This window comes from Pigmentiphaga aceris, assembly GCF_008119665.1.
Lineage (GTDB): Bacteria > Pseudomonadota > Gammaproteobacteria > Burkholderiales > Burkholderiaceae_B > Pigmentiphaga > Pigmentiphaga aceris.
Map to the genome: position 1 here is coordinate 5692845 of NZ_CP043046.1, position 25767 is coordinate 5718611.

A 25767-nucleotide genomic window follows, 5' to 3' on the forward strand; every position below is an offset into this window, starting at 1 on the left:
ACGTTCAAACGGTCCGGATGGCCAGCACGCCGGACCTGCTATCGGCCAATCACGCGCAGCAGAAATGCTGCATGCATGCTCAGGCCATGGTCAGCAAACCGTATTCGTCGTAGCTGACGCCCGCCAGATCAACGATGCCGCTCAGCCGAACGAGCGTGTCACCCGCCCCTACCACGTTGTCACCGCCGCGGTCGGCGAAGATGTAGCTGTCACCGGCATACACGAAGCCGACATAGGGAGCCGTGGGATACACCACGCGCAGGCCATTCAGGGCGGAGATGGTCGCGGCAAACAGCGAGGCGGGACTGCTACCCCAGCTTATGACCGGCAAGTGACCCGGCGTGTCGGTGAGCTCAGAGTAGATTTGCAGCCGATCCCCAGAGGCGAAGTTGGTGATCGTCGCCGTCTTCGCCAACAGCCCGGCATTGTCCACGGGACCCGTCAATGCCACACCCGCATTCAGGGCAAAGATGTCTGCACTCGCACCGCCCGTCAACGTGGCGGCATTGTTCACAATCAAGGTATTGCTGCCGCTGCCGCCCGTGACCGACTGCACCGGGGCCGCGAATTTCACCGCCAGCGTACCGCCGAAGCCGCTCGCACTGAAGGTCGACACGGTCGAGTTGATGGTCGAGATGCCCATCGTGCCCGACCCGGCGACCGTAATCGCCACGCCACTTGCCGCCCCACCAGAAAGCGCCGTGATACCGATGTCGCCTTGCGAGCTCAGGAGGAAGTTGGTGATGCCTGTCGACAGCTCAATCCCCTCCACCGAGCTTGCCGCCCCCGTCTTCTGCACCGAGGCGGTCGTCACATCGGTGCCGCGCAGCGAGATCGACTTTGCATTGGCACCACTTTGCAAGACCACCCCTGCCGCGGTGGCACCAGCGGCATAGGTCACGTCAAACTCGCTGTCACCGGCAGTGCCCTGCAACCGAAGGGAGGCACCAGCGGCCATGTTGCTGATGGTGAGGCTGCCCGCCACGCCGGCAGCCAGCGCGCTCACCTGAACCAGGCTCACATCGGCAAACGAGTTCAGCGTGGCAGCACCGTTGATGGCCAGGCGAAGTGTTTCGATCGTGCTGAGTGTGGCGCCGTTGAGCGCATCGACAGCAACGGCAGGCACGCCGACCGGGGGAGGAATGCTGGTGACGTTGATCTGCAGCACGTCCGTGCCTGCATTCCCGACCAGGGTGTGATGCGCAGTGAGCGTGGTGTTGGCAGGCGTGGTGGCATCCACCACACCCACGAACTGATCATTGCCGTCACCCGCATCGATACGAGTGCTGTGGGCGAAGTCCCTCAGTGCGATCGTGTCGGCCGACGCGGTACCCGTCACGTTCAGGCTCGCACTGGCAGACAATTTCGGGGCCAGGGTTGCCACGGTGGCGCTGGCGTAGCCGGCCAAGTCCAGTGACATCACCCCGTCGATGCCGGCAGCGGCGATCTTTGCAATACCGCCTGCCACGGCCACCAACTGGCCGATGTCCATGTTTGTCACATTCACTGTGGCAGTGTTGGCCGCATACGCATTGAGCTTGGTCGTGATAGCGGCCGCCAGATCCGCCGAGGTGATATCCCAGATGGGCACCGGCGGTTCGGGCGGTTGCGGCACCACCCCGCCATTGGCCGCAAAGACTTTGGCCGTCGCTACCGACGCAGGGTCGACGGTAACCAGCGCCAACGTGTTCCTGGCCAGGCTGACATTGTCGATGCCCAGGCTCACCACATACTCAGCGACCTCGACTTTGTGGGCGAACGTGGTGCGGTCTGCAACGGTCTGCGCATAAGCGGCGTCGCTCAGGCCATCGGGGCGAGTGACAAGCGGTTGGCCGACCACCGCCAATATCTGGCCGACCAAGGTGGCGCGTGCGGCATCGGACCCACCGCCACCTGCGTTATCCAGCACGCCTGTCCAGAAGGCCAGACCGCCTGCATCGGGCGCGCGACCGAATACCGTCTGGTAGAAGGCCGTGACGAACTGCCCGGACGCTGCCGACGCCGCATACGTGCTGCGCCCTTCAGGCGTGCTCAGGAACATCTGGGTGATGCCAGCTATCGAGGCGCCATCAGCCAGGGCCTGGGCCCAGAACGCCAGGCCTGACGCATCGGGTGCCCGGTTGAACATGGCGATGTACAGCGTGGAGATGGCGGTTTTCTGCACGGGAGTAGGTGTGCTCATCTGTATGTCCAAAAGTGCGTCTATACCGACATTGGTAACCATCTGGCCAAAATGATTCCATATGCCTGAGCCTCTTGAAACAGAGCCGCTACACTCGACTGCACTTTCACCGCCCAACGCGTTCCCAATGGACTTCCTGACCCAAGAAATCCGCCCCATCACCGCCCAGCAGGAACGCCTCACGGCCAAGCACCTGCTGCCGGCGCTGAAGGAAATCGAACAATTGCTGCTGCGCATGCGGCGCGAGATCGACGCCGAGCTGCAACCGCGCTTCCCCATGCATCAGGGCAAGGCTTACCCCTACGGACGTTGTCTGGAAATCTCGCAGCTGTTCATGGACAAGCTGCGTGCCGCGCTGAACACCAATATCCCCACCCGAGGTTTGCGCGCGCTGCGCGATTTCGTGCGGGCAGGCGGCCGTATCGATTGGGTGTGGGGTGCACTGCGCGAACAGTTCTTCCAGAATGCGTTTCAAGTGGGCGGGCTGTATGTCGATGTCTCCAACGACACAGTCACGGTGACCAAGCCGCCGGTCGAGATACTGCCGTTCAAACAGGCGGATTTTCTGGCGATCCAGGGGATCGAGCACTTCATCAAGGTGGCGCGCATTTACTGGAACGTGGAGGTCTACATCAACGACGTAGTGCCTTCACTGGCACCGATACTGCCGATGATTGCGGTGCCGCAGCAGGGGCTGCCGGCGCTTGCGTCCGCCACCGATTACATGATCGATTACTTCCGGCGTGATCGGTTTGTGCAGGCCGAAACCTATTTGCGCGAAGGTCCTTCCTTGCCACCCGAGCATCGGGCAGCCATGCTGGTCGGCGTCCCTGACGAACTGCGCGCAAGCGATGCGACACAAGGGCGTGAAGCGGCAATTGCTGCCGTCATCGCCGCCCGTGACACCAGTGTCGATCTCGACCCGCAATGGCGGGCCGCACGCCTTCAGGATTACTTGCGTGTGCCGCACTGACAATGCGCGTCAGGCGTAGACCACATCCCCCGCCACCAGCGCATTGACCCCGTTCAATTTCACGACCAAGTCCGTCGTCGCATTGAACACGCCGTCGCCGTTGGCATCGACCACCAGGTACGTATCTCCGAGCACGCGGGCAACTACCGCGCCGCGTGCCACGCCGTTATCCAGATAGAAGTCCGCCAGTGCCTCATCGGCCAGCAACAGTTCAGGCGTTACATAGCTCTTGATCACAAAGGACTGAAGCGCCGCGTCTAGCGCCAGTGCCTTCAAGTCGATCTTGTCGACGCCCACCGCGAAGTTGCTGATGGCATCCTGCGTGCTCGCAGCGGTGCCTGCCGCGTTGACGAAATCTTGCCTGGAATCGGCAGCGCGTTGGTAGGCCACGGTGTCTGCACCGCCACCTTGATACAGCGTGATCAGGTCGCCCCCCGCACCGCCAATGATCCGCCCGCCTGCCTGGCCACCCAGGATCGTGTCGGACGCCGCGCCACCGGTGACATCCAATACCTGAGTCGCGGCGGCACCCTGTACGTCCAAGCTGGCGGCAAGAGCACTGGCGTCGACCGTCAGAGCCTGCGCAACGGCCTGCAACTGCAGGCTTAACGCCTGGGTGCCATCGATCACGAGTGTGGACAAGGTGGTGTTGGTGCCAGCGTCGTCCACAAACGTATTGACACCCGTACCGCCTGCTGTGCCCACCGAGTGCAGGTTGATGGTTTCAACGCCCGGCGCGATCAGTGTCACCTGGACACCGTCGGTCAATGCGCCGTTGCTGGCGACGGCATTGCCAAGCGTGACGTTCAGTGAATCGCTGGTGCCAGCCGTATTAGCCAGGTTCAAGGTGGCATTGCCGTGATTGCCGAGGAATGCAATGGATGCGCCGTCGGCAAGTTGGTCCAGGGTCACGCTGCTGGTGCCGGGGACAGCGGCGGCGGCGGCGATTTGATATGACTGAATGCCGGACAGCAGGCTCGTGTCGAAGGTCTGTGCGTCGCCTGCATTATTCGAGGCCAGCCGCAGAATGTCGAAGTTGGTGAAACGCGGACCGGTTGCCCCTTGGGTGCCTTGCGTCAAGGAGGTGTACGCACTCGTTGCACCGCTGCCCTCGACCACCAGGTCAGGCTTGTTGCCGGGCGTGACGGCAGTGAAGAATATGGAGAAATCAGATGCGCTCACTTGGTAGCCCGCGTCGAGCACACCGGACACCACGGCGTTTCCTACGGTAGTACCTGTCTGGAACGCGCTTGCTATGTCCTCGGCCGATGCAAAATCGGCTCCGCCAGTGACCGTCAGGCCCGCAATGCTAAGCGTCCGTCCGGGGATGAGCATGGAATTCATCGTCACTGAAAGACGCTCGTGCCCAAAATCCGCCGTGTTCACATTGCGAATATTGATGATCTCGACGTTCTGCACCTGCGCAGTCGGAAAGGGGGTTCAAGGTAGTGGATGCATCCACATACTCGAAGGTGTCGATGCCCGCCCCGCCGTCGATGCTGTCCAGCGTACTCAAGGTCAGGTGGGTGGCGGTGAACCTGTCGTCGCCCGACGTGCCGACCAAGGTATCGGTGTCTGTTGTGGCCGCCAGATTCAGCGGCAGCACCGCTGGGGCGGCGGGGGCCGCAGGCGTGGAAGCAGTGCCGTTGGCAATTGAACGTGCTGCATCAACCGAGGCGCTGGCACTGTTCACCCCCGCAAGCACCTGCTTGTCCAATTCCACATTCGTGCCACCCAATTCGATCGCGTAGTACACACCCGCCGCGAGAGTGCGGTGTACAGGTTGGTGATCGCCAACTGTTGCGCGGAGGCGATGATGGCCATGTCGTCTGATCCGGTAGAGGTTTGCAGAAGGTCTGAAAAAATAACGACAGAGACATCGCCATTGACCGTATATCGGCTGAAATTAACTGTGGAAAACCTCACTGTCTGCCGTTATCGCCGTCATCACCCCGGCACCAAAACACGTCGGCCGCGCAAGCAGACAAACACCTGGCATCTGAGCAGCGAAGCGGTTTCCAGGCAGCATCGCCGTCATCTCGGCGGCACTCATATTGGCCAAGAAAAATGCGTGAACGCATGCCATTCATGAACAACGTTGAGCGACTGTAAACACCCTGCCCTGTACACCACGCTGCCACGCTTGAGCCACCTATATTCCGGTGACCAGCACGACAGACCTTCCAGGGTGAGCAGCGCTTATGTTCCGACACATGGGGCCGGTCACCGGCAACGATATCCGCGCAGAACGCGCGTGGGTCAGGCGCAGCCTGGACATCTACGGCGCAGATGAAATCGACCTGTGGCGCATCTTGCGCAAGGACGTGGAGCGCAAGCACATTGCCATGCTGTTCCCGCAGTTGATCGCGCTGCAACACGAACACCCCGAGTTCTGGCTGCATTGCGCTTGCGACACCTACCTGGATGCAAGCCTGTATGACAGCAGCACCGAGCTTGGTCTGCAGATCCGCCTGATCCGCCAGCTTGCCCGGCATTGGGAAACGCACAAGACCGCCGGACGCGAGACAGCTGCCGCGCACTACCAGGGAGTGACGGCACTGCAAATGTTCTCGGTGCTGGGCGGTGCCCTGACCCCACGCATGCTGCCTGCACGCGACCCGGCTGGGGTGCATGTACTGGCCGTGCCATCGGCTTTTTCCAGCATGCAGCAACTGTGGTTGAGCGCGTGTGCATCCTGTCTGGAAGACCCCGACGCCTCGTTGTGGGCAGCCCGCCCGGTGCTGCTCGATGACACCGTGGCACGGCTGGTCGAACACCCTTGCCTGCGCGGGCTGGTATTGCAATTCCTGTGCGCCGACCAGGACAAGCGCAAACGCCACGCCCCCGAATATGCCCATGCGGTCAGCAACAAAATGCCCTACTTTGCGCAAGCTGCCTGGCACGGCCGCACCGAGCGCTCATTCTGGTCACGCGATGCGAGCCACGTACTGACTGAATTCGGCATTGCGCAAGCCTTGGGACACCGATTGACGGCGTCAGCGAGACGGCAAAGCGGCAGCGATGGCGAAGGTGCCACGGATGATATGGGCTTCGATATTTTCTGTGCCAGTGCGTTTCATTGTGTGGGTACGCTTCCAAGGATTCCGATGTCACGAGAACTGGAACCCCTGTTCGGTGCAAAGCTGTTCAGCGGCTTCCTGCAAGCCACGCTGGCGCTGTCGCGGGCAGCGGTACTGACAGGATCAGTGAGCGAGGCGCAATGGGACGGTTGGTGCAAGCAGGTCGAGCAGCGCAACAAGCTGCTTGGTCGCCGGTGTTATGCGTATGCGAAGGAAACGTACGCCCGCACCGCCAGCGATCGGCGACTGGCGTTCATGGGTGGATTAGGGGCAGTGGTTGCGCTGGAACATGTGATGAGCCGCGTGGTGCTGGCGATCGAGCAGTGTGTGAAGGAAGCACCGTTGGGGCCGTGGTTCAGGGTGCGGTAACACAGGCGTGTCAGCAGCCTCTACACCTGATACTGCACACCCGTCGCGATGATCGTCTCGACTTGTGCCACGTTCTCGATCGATTCCGAGAACTCGGTCAAAATCCTCGCGCGACTGACGCCGTTATCCAAACCGTTCACCCAGAAATCGCTTCCTGCCTGATCGAGCTCGCGATGCAGGACGTGCTTGTAGAGCAGCGATACGAAGTGCTCGTTGCTGCTGTTTGCGCCGTACATGCCTTCGAATTCCGGGCTGCCGATGAATGACGATGCAATGTTGATCAGCGACACACCGTTGTCCATGGCTGCGAGCCAAAAGCCCGTGCCTTCCTTGTCTGCCGTCCGGTCGAAGGCCGCCGTATAGAGCCGGAAGACCTTGGCCGCCGATTCGTCGAAAGCAATGCCATTGGTTTCATCAAACACGATTCGATCGATGCCGCGCGCGGTCACGTCCACGGTCTGGCCCTTGACCGTAAAGCCGTCGGCAATCTTCGTGATGGCGTAGGAAGCACTGGTGCCTGCCAGCTTCAGCGTGTCCCTGCCGCCATTTCCAACAAAGACGTGGTTGCCACGATGCGTGGCGATGAAGGTATCGTTGCCTGCGGACCCGACGAGTTCACCGCCGCCGAAACCCGCCTTGTAGATGTGCTGGTTGACCAGGTTGTTCGTCCAGACGTCGATGCCGGTGTAGTCCTGAGAACGCGTGATGAGGTCGTACATGCCGGAATTGTCGACATCTGCCACGTCGCCACTTCGCGGGCCACCGGGAAGTTCGATCTTGTCGTTGAAACGCCCGGAAGCATCGCCCAGCCAAACCGATACTGGTGTGTTCCCAGACGTGAACGCGACAATGTCCTGATAGCCGTCGTGGTTGAAATCGACCACGCTGACGTGCTTGTACCAGCCGCCGGATTCCGACACAGCGGTGCTCTGCGGCAGCCGAAGCTGGGTTTCGTCACGGAACCTGCCATTTCCGTCGTTGACGAGTAATTGCAGATACGCCTTCTGATAATAGTTGGCACCTTCGTCGCTATTCGTGATCGACATCACCAGATCGGGAAGATCATCCCCGTTCAAGTCGATAGCGTCGATCGAGACGACAGTTTCCTTCTGAACCCCGCTGCCGGGCAGATTGATGGGCAATGAGCCGGTGAAGTTGCCCTTGCCATCGTTCAGCAGCACCTGGGATGTCGTAAAACCGCCAGATGAGTACCAACCGCCGAGAACCATGTCCGCAAAGCCGTCATTGTTGACGTCGATGAACTCGGACATCGTAAACGTCTGTGCAACGGTCTGGGCAGGGTCCCAAGGTGCCAGATAGGTCAAGCGAGGCATGATCGACGTGCCTGCGGTGGTGAACTGGCCTTTGCCATTGTTCAACCACAGTTCGTTACCCCCGAACATCAACGCGTTGACAAGGATATCCAGCTTGCCGGTGCCGGTCGTGTCGCCTGCGGACGCGCCATGGCTGAACAGGATTTTCTGAGGAAGCGCGCTGGTTGCGTTGACCAGCTTGCCGCTGGCCGCATCAGACAGGAAAAGCTTGTTTTGTGCACCTGCGTACGGTTCGACGTCGGTGCCGGACTCGATCAGAAATACGTCGTCGATTCCGTCTCCGTTGAAGTCGCCGACTACCGTCCGAGCCACATAATTCGTCGTGGTATCGCCTTGAAGCAGCGTGTTCGATACGTCAGTGAATCCGCCACGGCCATCGCCGATGAATGCCTGAAGATTGGAGGCGGGCGCGCTGGGGTTCTCGATGTCGATGCGGCCAATCAGAAAGTCTGCCTTCCCATCACCGTTGAAATCACCGACGCTGATGCTGTCGACATATCCGCGTGCGATTGACGGAATGAAATTCGAGCGAATGAATTGATTCAACCCCGTGCCCCAAGAATAATATTAGAAATTAATTTCCCGTCATTGTATTAAGAAAGGCGATCAGAGCACATTAACCAGAGGAGTACGCTGCGCGAAGCAGTGATATCCGCGTTCGGTTGCTGCTACCTGGGCGCGACGGGGTCTGCTCCTTCATTGGTGCTTATCATGAACAAAGCCTCCGTTTTACGGGAGGCTTTGTCAGTAATCTGGACCGGCCTCTGTAAAGAGGCCGGTTCCGCTTGCGTTCAGCAGTTCTTTCCGTATCGATCAGGCCATCTGCGGGGGCAAGACGATGTTGGACGGAAGTGCAAGGTTATTCGTCAGTGTGCCTTGCGCCACGTTGACAAACACATTGCTCAGATTGATCAGACCGATCAGTTCGACCACCACGTCGCCCGCATCGAACGTGCCGTCGCTGTTGATGTCTGCCGCGACATAGGTGTTGCCATCCAGCTGGAAGGTGGCAAATTCCTGTGCGGCCGTGCCCTGTGCAGCCGCAGTCGCGATGGCAGCAATGGCAGCGCTGCTGATGGTCTGACCATTGCTGGTAGTGTAAGAGAACAAGGTGGTGCCCGTGCTGCCCAGAATATTGCCGACGTTGATCTGGTCGCCCTGCCCGAAGTTCGTGATGCTGACCAGATTGGCGTCGATGCTTTCGTCGGCGCTATCAGCCAGTTGCAAGCTCGATTTCAACAGGAAGATATCTGCGCCGCTCCCGCCGGATACGAAGGCCCGCTGCGCGATGCTCAGATAGTTGGCAGCCGTGGCGCTGCCAGTTACCGTCAGGCCGACCTCGGCGTCTGCCACCAAGTTGCTGGTATCCAGAACCAGCGAGCCGGTAAGACCCGAGGCATCGATCAAAGAGGTAGCCGTCGTCTCGGTGGTAAACGACACCTTGATCGGGAAGCTGCCTGCAATGTTGAGCGTCTGCAGTGCAGCATCGGCAATGGCGATCTCGGTGGTGTTGCCCGTGGTGCTTCCCGAGTTCAGATTCAGGGTCTCGACACCTTCCACGGAAACCGTACCGGCGTTCAGCGCAACCGACGATGGCGTGGTGGGATTGAAGACGATGCTGTAGCCGTCGTTCTCACCGCTTACGTCCCTGAACACCAGGGTCGTTACCCCACCTGCGGTCGTCCCGGTCACGTTCAAGGCTTGCGTCAAGTCCACATGGATTGCCGTGACACCGCCTGCCGAGTCACCACCGCCCAGCCCCAAGGAGCCGATTTCGCTGTTGACCACCCAGTCTAGGTCAACCGTCTTGGCGTTGCCCACCTGGTCACCTGCCACGCTGACGCGCTCGAAATTCACGAAAGCAGCTGCGTTGGTCGCGGTCATTGCATAGGCCGACACCGAATCGAAGCCGTCGCCACCATCCACCGTGACCCCGCTTCCGAAGATGGCACCGCTACCACCAACGTAGTCATTGCCAGCGCCAAGGTCGATGACCGAACCGGCAATGAACGTCGTGTTGGTGGTCAGACGAATGTCATCGTGGCCGGAGCCACCCAACACGGTGGTGATCTGGCCAACCTGTCCAGACACACGCCCCACCACGCCACCCGTGTTGCCGGTCGCATCCAGCGAGTTGATATTTGCATTCAGGAACGCGCTGTTCAAGCCCAGATCGACACGACCTGCACCGGTGACGATCACCGCCAGATCGTGGCTGGCACCACCGGTCAACGGGGCAGAACCTACAGCAAACGAACTCAGTGCATTGATGGTCAAGGTGGTGACCTGGTCGGAAAGCGCCAGACCAGAGAGTTTGTTCGCCGCGAAACCGTTGGACGTGAGCGTGACCGACGACAGCGATTCACCGGTTATCGACACTTTGCCAGCCGTGACACCGCGCGACACGGTGACAGCACCGCTGGTCACGCCCTCGGCATAGGCGAACGATGTATGGCCATTGGCAATGTTATTGCCGCCGAAGTTCTTGCTGTCCACCAGACCGGTTTGTCCAGCGGCCAACCCGGTGAAGAAGACATCTGCCGTCGACCCGACAATGAAGTTCTGCGCGCCGACAAACCGGGCGGTATTTACGCTGATGACTTCTACACCCAAGCTGGTGTAGATACCGATACGCTCGACATTCTGAACGTTGGCCGGTGTGCCGGTCACGTCCTGGTCGGTCGTCAGCCACAGGGTGTCGGAGGCGGTGCCACCCACCACCGACGCACCGGGTGCCGACAATTGGGCATACGTGCGGGTGAACGTCAACGGCTGGTCGGGCGTCGTCGCCCCACCACCCGTCGTGGGCGTCTGGCCAATCGGCGTGCCGTTGCTTTGCGCGGTATCGGCGGCCGTCTTCTGTTCGGTCACCGAGGTCGGATCAGCGGTGATCTTGGTCAGCGAGAAGTTGCCTGCCGGTGCATCAGGCCCGGTCAGGTCGGTCTTCGTGGCGACGTATACACTGTATTCAACCTTGTTGGCGAACAACGCACGATCCAGCGCAGCTTGAGAATCGGCAGGCAAGTCGTCGGGCAGCGGGGCAGTGATCAGATCGGTGATCTTGCTGACCAGAAGCGTGCGGGCCGCAGTCGACTCCACACCACCCGCGGCCTCCAGCACAGCCAACCAGAACGCCAGCCCATCGGCATCCGCTGCACGGCCAAACGTCGACTCATAGAAGGCTTCAACAAATGCTGTGGCAGATTGCGTAGCCGGATAACGCGCCTCACCCTCGGGTGCCAGCAGGAAACTTTGGCTGATGCTCTCGAGGCTTGCTCCATCCGCCAATGCCGTTGCCCAAAACGTCAATCCGGCAGAGTCAGGTGTGCGACCGAAATAACCGACGTAGAGCCGGGTGATGCTTGCAATGTCGAGATCGGTAGGCTGGGCCATCGATGAACTCCGGAGGGCTAAGTGAAAAGGGCCATCACGCCTTAAAATCGATGGCATTTCCCGAAGGAAATGCATGCCGTTTCAACCGCAGTGAATGGATGTGCTCGTTTTACGGATGAGCCTTTCCAGCCACATCCCTCAAATAAGGTATGGCTCCACTTTTCTCCGGTATTTCGCATTGGCGGTGTGATGGCCATCACACCAAGATGCAAGTCACCTTGCTGCAAGATGAAGTGGCCTGTGTGCTACCGCATTTGCTTAGGCGAGCATTCAGGCGAAAATCAAGCACATCAAAATCAGCGTCTCGACTGTTTTCCAGTGGCCCCATATGGATTGGGTCGACGCCCTTGCCCGCGCAGATTACATCGGCATTTACACCTGAGATAAGCTCGGTATCGTGTGACCAGCCCCGCAAGTCCACGACATTGCTGCTAGCGGTCCCTTGGACCACCATGCTCGCGTTGACATCAAGTACGCAATAACCACTGCCCCCCATAATTTCCAGTCGTATTTTTAGATATAACTTCGCCAGCAGCCTTAATAAGCACGGGGCTCCAATTCCCTTCTGGCAGGGCGACAAAAGCGCCAATCAAAAAGCAGCCCATATCACTCAGAGATACTGACTGCCTTTTGAAGCGGCACCGCCTTCAGCGCGGATCGATGGGATTTACGTTGCCCCAATACCCCTCGGACTGCGGATGCACCTGCGGGTCACGTTCGCACAAAAAATGCCGCGCAACTGCGCGGCATTTCCTCGATCGTCAGGTTATGGCCAGATCAGGCAGCGAACAAGATGTCCGAGGCATGCAACGCACCGGTCATACCGGTGAGTGAGATCATCGTATCGGCCACGTTCACGATTCGATCACCGTTGTCCATGACCAGATAACGCCCTGCCAGTAATCCGCCGGTCACGGTCACGTCGTAGACCTGAGCCACGGCGTTCGTCGAGGCAATTGCCGTGGCCCCGACCTCGGCCCAGATTTTCTCGTTCAGGCTTCGGATATCCGTTGCGTTGCTGACCGCAACCGCGGTCACTACTGCGGTAGTCCCCGAAGTGAACGTCAGTCCGACCCCAAACGCATTCGCACCGATGCCGAACGTGATCGTGTCACCAATTCCCGCGCCGTTGCCGTTGAAGTCCGTAATCCGGTCCATCAACGCAGCATCAGTACGCAGACTGTTAAGTAAGTCGTTGTTGCGGGTTTCCGCCAGCGTCAAGAACTTGAAATTGTCATTGCCTGCGCCACCGGTCAGGATATCGGCGATGTTGTTGCCACTTGCCGTCCCCCCAACGATGGTGTCGTTGCCGGAACTGCCAACAATGGTGTCGGCACTACGACCGCCAATAAGCACTGCGGCCGTATCGGACGCCGTCAGATTGAGTCGGCCGGTGAAGCCTGTGGCATTGATGGTGCTCCCGACGCCGGCCGCCAATGAGAGCGTCAAGTTAACGTTTCCATCAATGCTCACCGTGGTACTGCTGCTCGTGCTCAGCGCAGTGATTATGTTGGCTTGTGCGCCCGACCCCGCAGACGTAAGCGAAATAGTCGACGCGCCGGTCACCGACAGCGCAGCCAACGCGCTGGGCGGGCCGTACTGCAGGCCATTGTTGTTCAGGGTGATGTCGACATTGGCGACGCCGTTTGCGCTTTCGATATTGACGGCAGCCACATTGACGCTGGTGTCGATGCTGAAGGCAGACCCAAGCTTCGCATTGATGAACGAGGTCGTCCCGGTGTTGGCAACGGCAAAGCTGCTGAGCGTCGTGTTAGTAATCTGGCCGACATCTACCAAGGCTCCACTTGCCGCGAGCGCCAACACCTCGAAACTGATGACGCTGTTGATAGCGGCATAGTTCGGGGTCACGTCACTGATCTGCAAGGTATCGCGTCCGGCTCCGCCATTGATCGTGCCACCGGCCACGAAGGGCACGGTGACAACGAGCGTGTCGTTGCCTGCACCAAGGTCGATGCTTGCGCCAGCGGAAAGTCCGCTGCTGATCAAGGTGACGACATCGTTGCCGCCACCTACATTCAGTGTGTCGATGCTTGCGCCAACTGCGGTGATCACATCCACGCCTTCGCCGGTGATCACATTCAGCACGCCAGCCGTTGCATTGGAGCTGATCAGCTTGACGCCACCATTGGCGGCCGTGAACGAGGTCAGCGTCAACATATCCTGGCCGGAAAAGTCGACGGACCCGGTGCCGGTAACGACCAGACTGGTGATCTTTCTGGCATCAGGTGCGGACAGATTGATTGCATTGGTGCTGGTTGCCGCACGGTCACCTCGGTCAGATTGGCGGCTTCGCCGAGCAATTGGACGTAGACGTTGTCCGCCCTGATCGCGTATGCCGTGGCTGCCGGCCCGTTGCCTGCAGCAGCCAGGTTGACGTTGATCATGCCGCCCGAATAGCCAAATCTTTTCAGACTCAGTGACAACACTGCGGCAGCGGAACCATCAAAGCCCACCGCAGCAGCGCCATACAAGCCCGAAACGGCGAGCGTGGCGTCGCCAACCCCGCTTACGTTTGCACCGAAGGTGCCACCCGTCACCTGGATGACGCGAGCACCGCTTCCTGCGAGATCCACACCAGCCCCGGCAACCTGTGCGGATACGTTCACCGTTTCGATGTTGCGCAAGATTGGCGCAAGCGACAACGGCGAGATCAACGTCAAATTCAGCGTGTCATCACCGTCGCCCCCATCGATCTCGGCCCCATCTTCCATTCCCGTCAGCACAGAGAGAATGTCGTTTCCGCTTCCCAAGTTGATCAGGGCATCGGAAGCGAGTGCGTTCCCATTGACGGTGATGAAGTCAGCACCGCCACCGACGTTCAAGGTTCTGACACTGGCACCATTCACAGCGATGGTGTCGTTACCGCGGCCCGTGTTGATGTCGAGCGCGTTTGAACCAATGGATTTCAAGGTCACGCCGCCGTCGCCCACGACGAGCGTTTCCAGCGCTGACAACTCACGGCCGGAAAATTCGACTGAACCGGTCCCACTGACGGTGATGCTTGTCACCTTGCTTGCGTCTCGCTCGGAGAGCTTTAGCGAGCTGTAGCTGGTAGCCGTTACCTTGACCTCTCTGATGTCGGCACTGTTTGCCGTCTTGAGTAGTTCGACGGAAGAACTTTCGGTGATGACATCAATTGCCGACGCTTGCGCTTCCAAGGTCAACTGCAACGGCGTACTGAGCGAGTAGGCAAGTCTGTCAAAGGACAGTTTCAAGGTGCTTGCTGTTGAACCCGTGAAACTGACTTTCGAGCTTGCGAAAGACGCAAAGTCCCGCGCAGAGATCGACAACGCCGCAGCACCGACATTTTCGATCCGCACCTGCGAGTCTATTGGTATGTTGACGATGTTCGCTTGCTGCAGCCCGGTAAGCGAGCCAAGATCAAGCAATACATTGCTGCCCACAGGCGTCAGATTCACGATTTCGATATTGCGCAGCGTGGCAGCCGCGCCAGTGCTGGAACTCAGACTTACGTTCAACGTGTCGATGCCGGCACCGCCATCGAGTACGTCACCCGCCGTCAAAGTATCCAGACCGTTGATTTGCTTGGCATCGAACACGTCATCGCCCGCCGTTCCCGTTTTCGTGTCCTGACCAGTGGTCAGCGACAAGTTCGACGCAGGCGGCGTCGTGGGGGTGGTCGGTGCTGTCGGAATCGTTGGAGTCTTCGGGATGGTAGGCGTTGTGGGTGGAGTGGGCGTGGTGGGAGTGGGCGGCGAGGTCGGAGTCGGCGTAGTGACAGGGGGTACGCCAACTACGTCGGCAAATGCCTGCTTCGCCGCATCCATGTCATTGCTTTGCAAGGTGACCGCAAACTCAAGCCCGATCACGGCTTTCTTGCTGAATGCATCACGATCCTTCACCGTCTCGGCATATTGTGCGTCGCTCAGGCCCTCAGGCTTCGTGGTCATCGGCGTACTGACGACCTGCACAATGCTGGCCACCAACACCGCTTTCCCCGCGTCTGACTCCACTCCCCCAGCGGCATTCAACACATCAGACCAGAATTTCAGACCAGCTGAGTCGGGCGCACGCCCGAATACGGTCTGGTAGAAGGTTGCAACGAACTGCTCAGCCGTCTGTGACGGACCGTAGATCGCTACCGACTCGGGACTTGTCAGAAACGCACTGATGAGGCTGGTGGGTGACGCACCGTTGGCGACGGCTTGGCTCCAGAATTCAAACCCGGCGGCATCAGGGGCACGGTTGAACAATGCGGTGTAGAGGTTTGCGATCTCAGTTTGCTGGGCGGGTGTGATAACAGCCATTTATCCAAATTAATAAATTAATATTGGCCTTATAAGGCCTAGTTTGTTTGGATTAATGTAGCGGCGCATTGACCGATATGCGAGATAAAATAGTAACGCCCACCGCGCACAATCAAAGATAAATCGCTTGCGATTTGGGCCAGCGGCTGAACCTGCCAACCAGGAATCGTGGATACGATCAGCGAGACAGATAAGGCGTCAATAATTGCGCCAAGGCCAAATCTTCGGGCGTAGTCAGTTTGATATTGTTCTTCTCGCCAGGCACCGGGTGTACCTGTCGCCCCGCGTCCAGCCACAACTGAATTGGCGACTGACGCTCGATGCCATCACGCTGCGCATCATCAAGCAGCGTCAGCAGCGCAAGACGATTGAATGCCAGCGGCGTCTGAAAAAGGGCTACCTGCGACGCGTTCAAGTAGCGTTTTACGGTGCCGCCCTCGATGCGCGCCACCGGCACCTCGACTGGCAGAAATGCTGCCGTCGCGTCGTGTGTCATGCCGGCCTTGATCACCTCTCCCAGCAAACTGCGCGTGGCAAAGGGCCGGGCCACATCGTGAATGACGACCCGTTCACCGTGCGCCACCGCCACCATGCGGCGAATGGATTCTTGCCGCGTGGTGCCGCCTTCGATCAGACGCACCTGCAGGCCGTGCTCTTGTACGACTGTTTCCGCGTAGGCCAAGGCATCGGGTGGAACCGCCATCACGATTTCATCGACCAGGCCAATAAACTTCGACACCACCCACACGAAGATTGGCTTCTGATCCAGCGCCAGCCACGCCTTGGGGCCTTCACCCAATCGGGCACCAAACCCAGCGGCGGGAATCAACGCTGAATACGTCGTCATTATCTTGGTCCAGAAGTCTTGGTGCACCGTGTCCGGCTGCATAAAATCGTATGACAGTCATGAACCGCCATTGCGTTCACATACGGTCAGCACTACGCGAGTGCAGTGTCTACCTGGCTTGCAATCTGCAGAATCTGCGCATCGTCCGGGAAGTGACGCAGCCACACCCGCGCGCTTGCCCGGGCCTTGCGCAATTTGCCGTCTCGCAATTGTTCCGCCAGACGCAGCAAGGTATAGCACTGGGTCAGCAATGCAAACCCCCGCAGGTTATGCGCGGCAATGATCGTATCGAAATCCGGATCGGGCGTGCGCCAATCTCCGTAAAGCGCTTCAAGCCAGGTTTCCGGTTGGTCCAAGGCCCATACCCTGCCCTCTGGACGTTCGGTCACATGCAGGCTCAGCACAGGAAACTCCACAACGCGATTCCACGCCATGGGCACGCCTTCCATCCACAGGCCACCCGTACTGATCTCTGCCCCCTTGTCGGTGTGATAGCCGCACAAGTCCATCAGCAAGCCTGACGCAGGATGACGGACAGCGCGCGGGTTGATCAAACCGGCGTTAGGGTCCAATTCGACCCAGCCGTTGGCCAGCAGGAAGGCTACTGCTCTCCCCATTTCTTCAAAGGGCAAACCAACGTCCACATCTTTGTCGAACGGCAGCAGATGGCCGTCACGCATCAGGCCAAGCAGGGTGCCGGCTGTCGGGAATGCGTGGACGCCCGCCTGCGCGAGTTGAGCCACCGTGGTCCACATCAACACTTCGTAGGCTTGGTAGTCGAACGGGTATGACGTGGAGACAGCATCCCTGCGAGGAAATTCGGCGTCTGCTTGAAGCAAGCGGAGCATGTCACGAAACGATGAAATTGCTGCAGGCAGATCACCGGTACGCATCCGCAACAGTCCAAGCACGTGATGTACCGCAGCCTGATCCGGTGCGAGCAAAATCGCCTCGCTCGCGTGGAGTCTGGCTATCTGCAATTCCCCTAGCCGAAGCGCAATACGAACGGCATCCAAACGCAAGTCGAGCACCCCTGGAGAGAGGGGAATCAACTGCTGCAAGATAGCCCACGCCTCTTTCGGCCGATGAGACGACACCAGCATGCTCACCACGACCCGACCCGCGCGAATATGACGAGGATCTATCTGCACGCTGCGAGCAAAGGCCCGGTATGCCTCATTGTACTTTTCCGTACGCAACAACATGTCGCCGTACAGGCAATGCACGTTCGCGTCGTCGGGGGCCAGACTGACTGCCTTTTGATAAGACGTCAGGGCGTCTTCCCATTGGTTAAGGCTTTGCTGAACTGCGCCAAGCGTGCGCCAGCTGTCTGCACGCTGGGGATGGCGTGCTGCAATCTGCCGAGCCAAAGATAAGGCTTGCGCATGGTCGCCCGTTTGAAAATACGTGGTCATCCGTGATTGCAGCATTGTCAGATCGTCAACGTGTTCTTTGTGACGCACTTGACTTTCCTCAAGCTGCCCGCCTGGGTTGAGCGGCGTCGTGCTGGTAGCGTCTGTCATCGCTTACAGTAATTGAGGGCACAGGGGCTGGCTCACGAACAGAAATGCGTTGTGCCCACCAGAATCAATATCTTATAAGTTCAATAAATGCAGAAAGGCCACGCTTTGCAGCGTGGCCTTTCTGTTCTTGCCATTCAACGGGCTATCAGTTCATTCCATTTGCTGCTGTACTCAGTCCACGTATTGGCTGGGACATTCGACAGTGGCTGCAGAACGAAGCCTGATGCGGCATGACATACGCCGTGCCGCATGCAGTGATATGTCGATTAGGCCAGGGTAATGACGCCAGCAGCGATGTCGGCGTTGGTCAGGTCGATCACACCGTTCAGCTTGACCAGTTGGTCGGCGCCTTCAACGAAGGTGTTGCCAGCGCTGTTGTCGACCACAATGTAGGTGTCGCCACCGAATTGGAACCACGAAGCCAGCGCATCGCCAACGGCACCGTTACCCTGCGAAGCTTGGGCGGTCAATTGAGCCAAGGTCGCGCCAGCCGGCAGGGTGGTTTGGGTCAGCGTCGTCGTTGCGAAGCCGCTGGTTGCCAGGCTCGTCACGTCGATGCTGTCACCGGCTGCGAAGTCGGTGATGGTTGCGTAGATCAGCGAGGTCACGCCAGAGTTGGCCGACAGGATGAACTGGTCATCGCCAGCACCACCCGTCAGGACGTCCAGACCGGTACCCGAGGTGATAACGTCGTCGCCTGCGCCACCAACGATGGTGTCGTTGGTCACGCCACCTTCGAGGTTGTTGGCACCAACCAAGCTACCCTTAATCGAAACAGCAGCACCAACCGTGGTGTTTTCCGACACAAAGTTGATTTCACCTGCGGTGACTGCCGAAGCGTCGAAGCTGGTGACAGCGGTGTTGCCGGTGTTGGTCAGCGTCAGGCCAGTATTACCCGTCACAACGATCGACGTTGCGCCGGTGGCTTCCAGGGTCAGTGCGTGCTGGATAGCGGTGTCAGGCAGGGTTGCCGACGAGTCGGTCGTCGAGATGTTGATGGTCTCGATGCCAGCAGCGGTAACCGTCGTGGTCAGCGCGGTAGTAGCCTTCAGAGCCAGGTTGAGCGAGTCAGCCTTGCCAGCGGTGTTAGCCAGTGCATAGGTGAAGTCGACGTTGCCACCGATCGTCAGATCGGTACCAGCAGCAACATTGGTTGCCGACACAGCAGCAGCGATGGGTTGGTTGACCAGCAGGTGCTTGAATGCCGAAGCGTCGTAAGCGCCGCTTGCGTTAGCGCCCAGGCCCAGGGTTTCGAAGCCGGTGATACCAGCGTTCAGCGTCACAACGCCTGCAACAGCGTCGATCACCAGCACGTCGTTGTCGCCGGCACCGCCGTCGATAGCCTTGGTAGGCGAAGCATCCAGAGTCACGGTGTCAACACCCGAACCGCCCTTGTAGGACTGGTTCGCGCCAACGATGACCGAGACAGCGCCCGTCGAAGCCGAAGCGTCGATGGTCGTGATGTCCGAATCAACTGCGGCGGTCAGCGAGATGCCCTTGCCGGTCGACGCGATGTTCAGCGTGGTGACGGTCGAGTCGACAGCCAGGGTGCTGAGCACGCCTGCGCCGTTCAGGTTCAGGGTGGTCACGGCTGCGTCGGTACCGTTAGCGATGGTGACGCCCGAACCAGCAGTTGCCGCCTTCAGCAAAACGGTAGCCGAGGTAGCAGCCTTGTTGAAGGTTGCGTTGATCACGCCAGCACCAATCACACCCAGGGTTTGCGTGGTCAGGCCAGTCAACGTAGCGGTACCAGCAGAAGCTTCGTAGCTGGTCACGCCAGTCACTTTCGAGGTATCGACAGTGGTGGTGTACGAGTTGAAGCGAAGGGTTTCGACGTTCGAGACCTTCGCCAGATCAATTGCGGTCCCGCCTTGCAGAATAGCGGTGTCGTTACCGCCACGGCCGTCAAGAGTGCCGGTGAAAGCGACGGGCAGGGTGAACACGTCGTCGCTGGCAGTGCCGGTGACGTTAGCGGTGGTGGCGATCGTCAGGAAAGCGGCGGCCTTAGCGGTAGCAACGGATGCTGCGGTTTCGTCCACAGCGCTCAGGTCGAAGCCTTGAGCGGAAGTCAGCGAGGTGTTCAGAGCCGAACCGTAGTACACGCCAACAGCGACCTTGTTAGCGAAGGTGCCGCGATCTTCCACGCTTTGTGCGAAGGCGGGATCAGCGATTTGTGCTGCGGTCAGGGGCGTGGTGACAGCGGTAACGATGCCGGAAACGACTTGTGCACGCGCGGCCGTGGAATCAGCACCACCAGCGTTGTTCAATGCAGCAACCCAGAAGGCCAAGCCTGCTTCGTCCGGAGCGCGGCCGAATACGGTGGTGTAGAAATCAGTGACGAAGTCTTGAGCCGACAGGAAGGGCGAATAGGTCTGGATGCCTTCCGGAGCGTTCAGGAAACCTTGGGTGATAGTGTCGATGCTGGCACCGCCGGCCAGTGCCGACGACCAGAAGTTCAGACCTTCCGTGTCAGGCACACGGTTGAACAGCGAAACATACAGGTTGGTGATTTGGGTCAATTGTGCAGCAGTTGCCATTACGTCAAGCTCCTAGGAATTTGGATGTAAGAACAGGCTATAAGAGACAGCCATTTTTCTCACTGACCGGACTGTATCCGAGGGAGCCCGCCAAGCAGTGTGACGTACGTCACACATCAAACATATCGACTGTATAAGAGGTAACGAGTCACAAACAGGCTATCAACGGTACCAAGTCGTAGCACCCCTGATACGTTGATCTGCGCTCAGATCACGGCTAAATACATAGCCCGCCTGTGTTCCGTCCGCGTTCAAGGTCCCCAACACCGACGTATTGGGCGTGCCAGCGTTGCTATACAGGAACCCACTGTTGTTGATAGTGCCCTGCGCGGCCACCGCAGCCGTAGTGCCGGGCGCGCTAACCGTCAGACTGGTGTCGAATACGCGCTGCGCAAAGTCGATGGTGAGCCGCGGGTCGGTAATGGTGGCGGTAACCGATTTGCCGCCAGAAATGATGTACGCCTCGGAGCCGCCAAGCGCAAAGCTGAACTTTTCGCTGGTCGGCAAGGCCATGGTGCCAGCAGCGCGCATCAGGCCAAAGGTGTCATTGCCGACGGTGACCTCAGCGTTGTTGCCTAGTTTTTTTCGCCCGTCGGCCAGCAGAGTTTCGTAGCGCCCCCAATAAACGGCGACTTGCGCAGGTGGCTTGGCCGAAGGGGGGACAATGACGTCAGGCATCACGGGAATGACTACCGGCGGGGTCGGCTCAACAGGCGCGACAGGCATTACCACCGGCGGCGGCGCAACTGGCGCGACCACCACTTTTACCGCGTTGACCTCAGCCACTGCCTCGGTGCGCGCGCCGGTTTGAGCGCTTCCGGCCACGCTGGTGTCCTCACGGCGCTTGGCATTGGGCTCGTCGGGAAGCGCATCCAAGAGCTTGGTGGCCGGGATGTAGCTGGGCCGCCCCTCGCCACGAGCCAGTTGCAGTTGCAAGTCGCGCATGGCGGCGGTCAACACCGAACCGCTGCCACCGCCGCATGCACCCAGGCCGTCCTGAAGGCAGTTTGCGCCGTAGGGCGTCATTTCGATGGCACCGCTGTGCACACCTACAGTGGTGGACAGACTGGTAGCAGCCACCGTGAAGTCGGTGCCGCGAATGCCGATGGCGGCCAATGGGGTGTTCAGCCGGTATTGATCTTTTGCCGCGTGCCCCCCTGCGCCGGTGATACTACGCATGGTGCCCTGTTCCAGAGAGAAACGGATAATCGACTTGGCCGGATCCTGGGCGTCGTAACGATAGTCCTGGATCACCAGGCGGGAGTTGGGACGCACGCTGACCAAGGCTTGATCGACCATGCGCACATGCACCTGTCCATTGACGCCGGTCTGCACCGAATCTGTCTGATGGACGGCATTGCCTCTCTTCAAGGGCGTGCTACTGCCATCGGCCTGGATCAGGGACGCATCGCCCAAGGCGAAGGTGACAGTGCCGACCACACTGGCGTCGGGCGTGGATGCGTGCGCAGACACCGCCATGGCTACGCAAGCAACAGCCATCATGGCGTTATGCGGAAAAAGCTTCATGGCGGGTTCCTTCAAACGGGTGGTATTTCGGGACTAGCCGGAAATGGTATCGGAAAGCAAGCAGCAAATGGTTGTGCAGGTGTCGCACATCCATAAGGCCGATCGACCTGCCCTGCCCCGCTGCCGTTCGGTCAGAAACCGTAGCGGATGCCGGCCCAGATGACGCGGCCGCTCTGGTCGAAAAGCCTGATGTTCGAGCTTTGCTTCAGGCGTTCGATGCTGACGAAACCATCTACCGGACCGACGAGCGGGAATTGCAGCTGCAATCTTGCCTGGGTACGGGTGGTGCGGCGGACAGCGTTGTCTGCCAGGATGGCGCTGTAAAGATTGTTGTCATGCGTCTGCGCCACCGCAAACAAGCCTTCCAGCACCACGCGCGGGCGCAATTCGGCGGCAACGACGGTGGTCATTTCATAACGACGGGCGTCGCCTCCGGGACGGGCGTGAACCGCCGTGTCCTGCCCGTGGCGCAGCAGTACAGCGGCCTGCACCGGCGTGTTGCCGATGAGGCCCACGCATCCACCACCCCCTTGCAGCCAGATAATGCGGGCGTCCAGGTTGCTGACGCTGGCGTAATGGCGCTGTTCCAATTCCCCGCCCAGCCCTGCTCGGCAAGTGCCGTACTGACGCTCCCAGCCCAATGCGGCGCGGGCACCGTAAAGCAGGTCCTGGCCACCCAGGCGGATCTGCTGCATGGTCAGACGCTGGCTGATGCTGCCGTAATCGGTGTCTTGAATCAGGCTGCCGCCCACCAGCAGGTCGCGCGTGTTGTAGTCGCTCAGGTCACGGTTGCTGCGCTGGGTCAGCGCCAGCAGCACTTCGCCTCGCCGGTCGCCCCGGTCGTTGAAAGCGTGGCCGTAGCGCAGCAAGGCTGAACTTTGGAAGGCGGTGTCGCTGCGTGCACGTTCTTCGTCTGCAATCGGAATGTCGACGATCACGCCCGCCCCTGCCAATAAAGGCAGGCTGGTCAGGGTGATGCCGTTGTTGGCATTGGTGTCGCGGCCAACTTGCGTGCGCAGTTCGCCATGCCAGCCGGTAGACGCTGGGACCACCGCCGCCAGCGCGGGCGCGATGGTCTGACGGCGCAGGCTGGCGATCCGCGCCATCAAGGGAGCAGGCGGGCTGAATTCCTGGATGACGTAATCGAACAGCGACTGTGCCGTGACATCGTCGCCACTGAGACGCGTGACAACGGCAAGATCCAGCCAGGCACCCGCGAAGTCGGGTTGGATCATGACGGCGCGCTCGTAGGCAGATGCAGCCAATTCATAATCACCCGCTTCTTGAGCGACAGTGCCCAGCAGGTACAAAGTATCGGGATCGTTGCTGGCGGCCAGTGGCGCGGCCGCCAGAGCGGCGTCCTTGAAACGCCGTTTGGCACGTAAGGACTGGATGGTGTCGAACTGATCGCGGGTCAGTATCGGGCCGGCTTCGGGCGGCGTGTATACGAAACGCTGGGGAGACGCGGAAGAAACCCAGGGTGCGGCCTGGCCGTCGGAAATCACGGGTGCGGCATCAGCATGGGAAACCGACGGGCCATGACTGGCTTCCTGCCCATGAACGACACCGGCCATCATGCACACGGCGAATGCGCACGCGCTCAACGCGAAACGGAACGGCGCGGCAAAACGTGTTTGGCGCACAGTGCCGACCGGGGAGCCAGGATGCAAACGGGGGAAACTTGGCATGCGGCCACGACTATGCCGGAATTTTGTGCCGGTGCCCATCCCGATAACTGGGTCTTGAGTATCCAAAGTGCCGGTACCTACTCGATCGTGTACAGCCGCAGCGGCTGGCGATGGCCTCGCACCGAGTGCTCGCCCAGCAGGTTCAAACCATGCGCCGACACAGCAGCGGCCGTCCCCGGACCAACGATAACGGTATGACCCAGGCTGCGACTCAGCTCTTCATAACGACTGGCGAGCACCACTGAATCACCCAATGCGGTAAATGTGCGTCGCTGCACTGGCCCGAAATGCCCTACCAATACCGGCCCGGTTTCAATACCGACACCGACACGCAGGCCCTTTTCACCCCACGGCCCCGATGGGAAATCAGCCATTCTTCGCACCACATCGGAAGCCGCAGCCAGCGCACGCTGGGCGTGATGGGGATCGTCGTCGACCGCGTTCCACAAGGCCATCGCAGCATCTCCGATGTATTTATCGATCACCCCACCATGCGCATCGACGACTGCGCCAAGCTCGGTGAAAAAATGCTGCAGCAACTCGGCGATGTCCTCGGGAGCCAGGGTGTCGCTCATCGAGGCAAAACCACGAATATCGACGAACATTACCGTTACGTCGCGGCGCGTAGCGTCGATCTGGCTGTTTACTTGTTGACGTTGTGCCAGTTGGGCCACCATGCGAGCGGGTAAATAAGCGGAAAACTGCGCGAACAGGCCCCGGCCAGTTCGCGCGGCACGATACAACTCAAGGCTGCCGGCCAATGCAAAGGCAAACAGGCCGAAAAGCAATGTCTGGGTAGCGGGCAATAAAAAGCCTGGACTCATTCGCAGCAGCAGGCCAGCAGCGAAGCTGACAGGCAGAAAGAGCAGAAGCCACACCAGAGGGGCCATCATTCTATATAGAGGATGGGCAATGGCGCGATGCATTTGCCATAAAAGCAAAAACGCCCAGACCGCCAGCCAGAGGGCGATCAGCAACAACGCACCGCGCGGCGCATAGGAAAATGCACCGCTGCCATCCAGCAAAGCCGACAGGGTTTCCGCATGAGGCTCGATTCCCGCAGCAACGCTATGCAACGGCGTTGCGATCACGTCAGCCAGGCCAAATGCGGTCCCACCTACCAGCACCGCTGCCCCTTTCAACACATTGGAAGACACTGCGCGTTCCAATACATCGGCTGCAGGCACTGACGCCCAGGCATCACGTTGGTGGCGATAGGGCACGACCAGCGTGAAATCAGCCGCCAAGGGCAGTTCCAACAAGGGTTGGCCCTTGGCATCTTCTGCAGTCAATACATAAGCCGGAGCCAGCACGCCTTTCCCCGGTGCAATACGTAGCTGCGACGCGTCGGTCATGGACAGATATGCCGCCAAGGTCAGCGTGGGATAACAAGCCTCTTCCCGACAAATCAGCGCTTGAATACGGCGAACATTGCCATCACCGTCGATGACGGGATTGATATGCCCAAGGCGGGTTGGTACCAGCCCGGCATGATTGGTCAAATAGCCGCGCGCCTGTGGGGGATGCGCGGCACCATCCGGCCCGGCACCTTCCAATGGCCAATTAGGGGGGATCAACACGCCATTTGCGCGTGAATCTGCACTGGCAAACACCACAGCAGAAATCACGTTGGGGGAACGTAGTTGCGCTGCCAGCAAAGCGTCGTCGGTTTTGGACTCGGGAAATACCATGTCCAGCGCCATTACCGATACTTCGTGCGTCTGATTCAGGGTTTGCAACAGTGTGGCCATGACAGCCCGAGGCCAGGGCCAGGCACCGACACGACCCAGGCTGCCCTCGTCTACATCGACAATTGCCAAACGCCCTTCCGCACCATCACGCGCCAGCACACGCGTGTAGATATCGCTGATTTCCAGATCGAACCGCCGCGATGCATCAGGCCAAATCCAGCAAAATGCGAACGCCATCGCCAGCGCAGCAAAGACGCAAAGCACTTGGCCAAGCTGACGGGAGGTTCTCATAGGCCAGGATGTTACCAATAATTGCTAAAACAACCTGTGCTTG

General features: G+C 59.5%; 15 protein-coding genes. 2 read left to right on the forward strand and 13 right to left on the reverse strand.

Annotated elements, in window-relative coordinates; translation table 11 throughout:
* Positions 1-79 precede the first annotated feature (79 nt).
* Positions 80-2182, reverse strand: coding sequence for a DUF4214 domain-containing protein (locus FXN63_RS24510; RefSeq protein ID WP_187395020.1), 2103 nt, complete (start codon positions 2180-2182; stop codon positions 80-82).
* A gap of 127 nt (positions 2183-2309) precedes the next feature.
* Here FXN63_RS24510 and FXN63_RS24515 point away from each other — a divergent pair, with 127 nt between their 5' ends.
* Positions 2310-3155: a hypothetical protein gene (locus tag FXN63_RS24515; RefSeq protein ID WP_187395021.1), complete on the forward strand. Its 846-nt coding sequence runs from the start codon at positions 2310-2312 to the stop codon at positions 3153-3155.
* Between the two features lie 9 nt (positions 3156-3164).
* Here the strand turns inward: FXN63_RS24515 and FXN63_RS24520 are convergent, their stop codons facing one another.
* Together FXN63_RS24520 and FXN63_RS24525 are read right to left on the reverse strand one after the other, a co-directional pair.
* On the reverse strand, positions 3165-4499 hold the full coding sequence (locus FXN63_RS24520) for a M10 family metallopeptidase C-terminal domain-containing protein (protein ID WP_148818126.1): 1335 nt from the start codon (positions 4497-4499) through the stop codon (positions 3165-3167).
* Complete coding sequence (locus FXN63_RS24525; RefSeq protein ID WP_148818127.1) at positions 4465-4911, reverse strand: hypothetical protein; 447 nt, start codon at positions 4909-4911, stop codon at positions 4465-4467. The genes FXN63_RS24520 and FXN63_RS24525 overlap by 35 nt, the downstream gene beginning before the upstream one ends.
* 445 nt (positions 4912-5356) lie before the next feature.
* Here FXN63_RS24525 and FXN63_RS24530 point away from each other — a divergent pair, with 445 nt between their 5' ends.
* A complete protein-coding gene (locus FXN63_RS24530; RefSeq protein WP_148818128.1) occupies positions 5357-6604 on the forward strand; it encodes a hypothetical protein in 1248 nt (415 codons plus the stop codon).
* A 20-nt stretch (positions 6605-6624) separates the two neighbouring features.
* Here the strand turns inward: FXN63_RS24530 and FXN63_RS24535 are convergent, their stop codons facing one another.
* The 10 genes from FXN63_RS24535 to FXN63_RS24580 all read right to left on the reverse strand — a co-directional run bounded on the left by FXN63_RS24535 (position 6625) and on the right by FXN63_RS24580 (position 25724).
* Complete coding sequence (locus FXN63_RS24535; RefSeq protein ID WP_148818129.1) at positions 6625-8484, reverse strand: FG-GAP-like repeat-containing protein; 1860 nt, start codon at positions 8482-8484, stop codon at positions 6625-6627.
* 267 nt (positions 8485-8751) lie between these two features.
* A complete protein-coding gene (locus tag FXN63_RS24540; protein ID WP_187395022.1) occupies positions 8752-11331 on the reverse strand; it encodes a DUF4214 domain-containing protein in 2580 nt (859 codons plus the stop codon).
* A 777-nt stretch (positions 11332-12108) separates the two neighbouring features.
* Positions 12109-13509 (reverse strand): beta strand repeat-containing protein, encoded by a 1401-nt coding sequence (locus FXN63_RS24545; RefSeq protein ID WP_148818131.1) that lies wholly within the window; start codon positions 13507-13509, stop codon positions 12109-12111.
* Complete coding sequence (locus tag FXN63_RS24550; protein ID WP_148818132.1) at positions 13503-15620, reverse strand: DUF4214 domain-containing protein; 2118 nt, start codon at positions 15618-15620, stop codon at positions 13503-13505. Before FXN63_RS24550 ends, FXN63_RS24545 begins: the two co-directional genes overlap by 7 nt.
* A gap of 178 nt (positions 15621-15798) precedes the next feature.
* On the reverse strand, positions 15799-16467 hold the full coding sequence (locus FXN63_RS24555; RefSeq protein WP_187395023.1) for an IspD/TarI family cytidylyltransferase: 669 nt from the start codon (positions 16465-16467) through the stop codon (positions 15799-15801).
* A gap of 92 nt (positions 16468-16559) precedes the next feature.
* Positions 16560-17990: a tetratricopeptide repeat protein gene (locus FXN63_RS24560; protein WP_148818134.1), complete on the reverse strand. Its 1431-nt coding sequence runs from the start codon at positions 17988-17990 to the stop codon at positions 16560-16562.
* A 266-nt stretch (positions 17991-18256) separates the two neighbouring features.
* Positions 18257-20527, reverse strand: coding sequence for a DUF4214 domain-containing protein (locus FXN63_RS27320; protein WP_148818135.1), 2271 nt, complete (start codon positions 20525-20527; stop codon positions 18257-18259).
* Positions 20528-20689: 162 nt separating this feature from the next.
* Positions 20690-22054 (reverse strand): FecR family protein, encoded by a 1365-nt coding sequence (locus FXN63_RS24570; RefSeq protein WP_148818136.1) that lies wholly within the window; start codon positions 22052-22054, stop codon positions 20690-20692.
* Between the two features lie 131 nt (positions 22055-22185).
* A complete protein-coding gene (locus tag FXN63_RS24575; RefSeq protein ID WP_148818137.1) occupies positions 22186-23697 on the reverse strand; it encodes a tetratricopeptide repeat protein in 1512 nt (503 codons plus the stop codon).
* Positions 23698-23819: 122 nt separating this feature from the next.
* Positions 23820-25724: a CHASE2 domain-containing protein gene (locus tag FXN63_RS24580; protein WP_148818138.1), complete on the reverse strand. Its 1905-nt coding sequence runs from the start codon at positions 25722-25724 to the stop codon at positions 23820-23822.
* Positions 25725-25767: the final 43 nt, after the last annotated feature.

What these genes read in the sequence shown, in the direction of transcription:
- FXN63_RS24510 (WP_187395020.1), bottom strand. Translation starts at nt 2,182, where the DNA reads ATGAGCACACCTACTCCCGTGCAGAAAACCGCCATCTCCACGCTGTAC.
- FXN63_RS24580 (WP_148818138.1), bottom strand. Translation starts at nt 25,724, where the DNA reads ATGAGAACCTCCCGTCAGCTTGGCCAAGTGCTTTGCGTCTTTGCTGCG.
- FXN63_RS24540 (WP_187395022.1), bottom strand. Translation starts at nt 11,331, where the DNA reads ATGGCCCAGCCTACCGATCTCGACATTGCAAGCATCACCCGGCTCTAC.
- FXN63_RS24515 (WP_187395021.1), top strand. Translation starts at nt 2,310, where the DNA reads ATGGACTTCCTGACCCAAGAAATCCGCCCCATCACCGCCCAGCAGGAA.
- FXN63_RS24530 (WP_148818128.1), top strand. Translation starts at nt 5,357, where the DNA reads ATGTTCCGACACATGGGGCCGGTCACCGGCAACGATATCCGCGCAGAA.
- FXN63_RS24570 (WP_148818136.1), bottom strand. Translation starts at nt 22,054, where the DNA reads ATGAAGCTTTTTCCGCATAACGCCATGATGGCTGTTGCTTGCGTAGCC.
- FXN63_RS27320 (WP_148818135.1), bottom strand. Translation starts at nt 20,527, where the DNA reads ATGGCAACTGCTGCACAATTGACCCAAATCACCAACCTGTATGTTTCG.
- FXN63_RS24550 (WP_148818132.1), bottom strand. Translation starts at nt 15,620, where the DNA reads ATGGCTGTTATCACACCCGCCCAGCAAACTGAGATCGCAAACCTCTAC.
- FXN63_RS24555 (WP_187395023.1), bottom strand. Translation starts at nt 16,467, where the DNA reads ATGACGACGTATTCAGCGTTGATTCCCGCCGCTGGGTTTGGTGCCCGA.
- FXN63_RS24520 (WP_148818126.1), bottom strand. Translation starts at nt 4,499, where the DNA reads ATGAATTCCATGCTCATCCCCGGACGGACGCTTAGCATTGCGGGCCTG.
- FXN63_RS24560 (WP_148818134.1), bottom strand. Translation starts at nt 17,990, where the DNA reads ATGACAGACGCTACCAGCACGACGCCGCTCAACCCAGGCGGGCAGCTT.
- FXN63_RS24545 (WP_148818131.1), bottom strand. Translation starts at nt 13,509, where the DNA reads ATGTTGACGCTGACCTCGTTCACGGCCGCCAATGGTGGCGTCAAGCTG.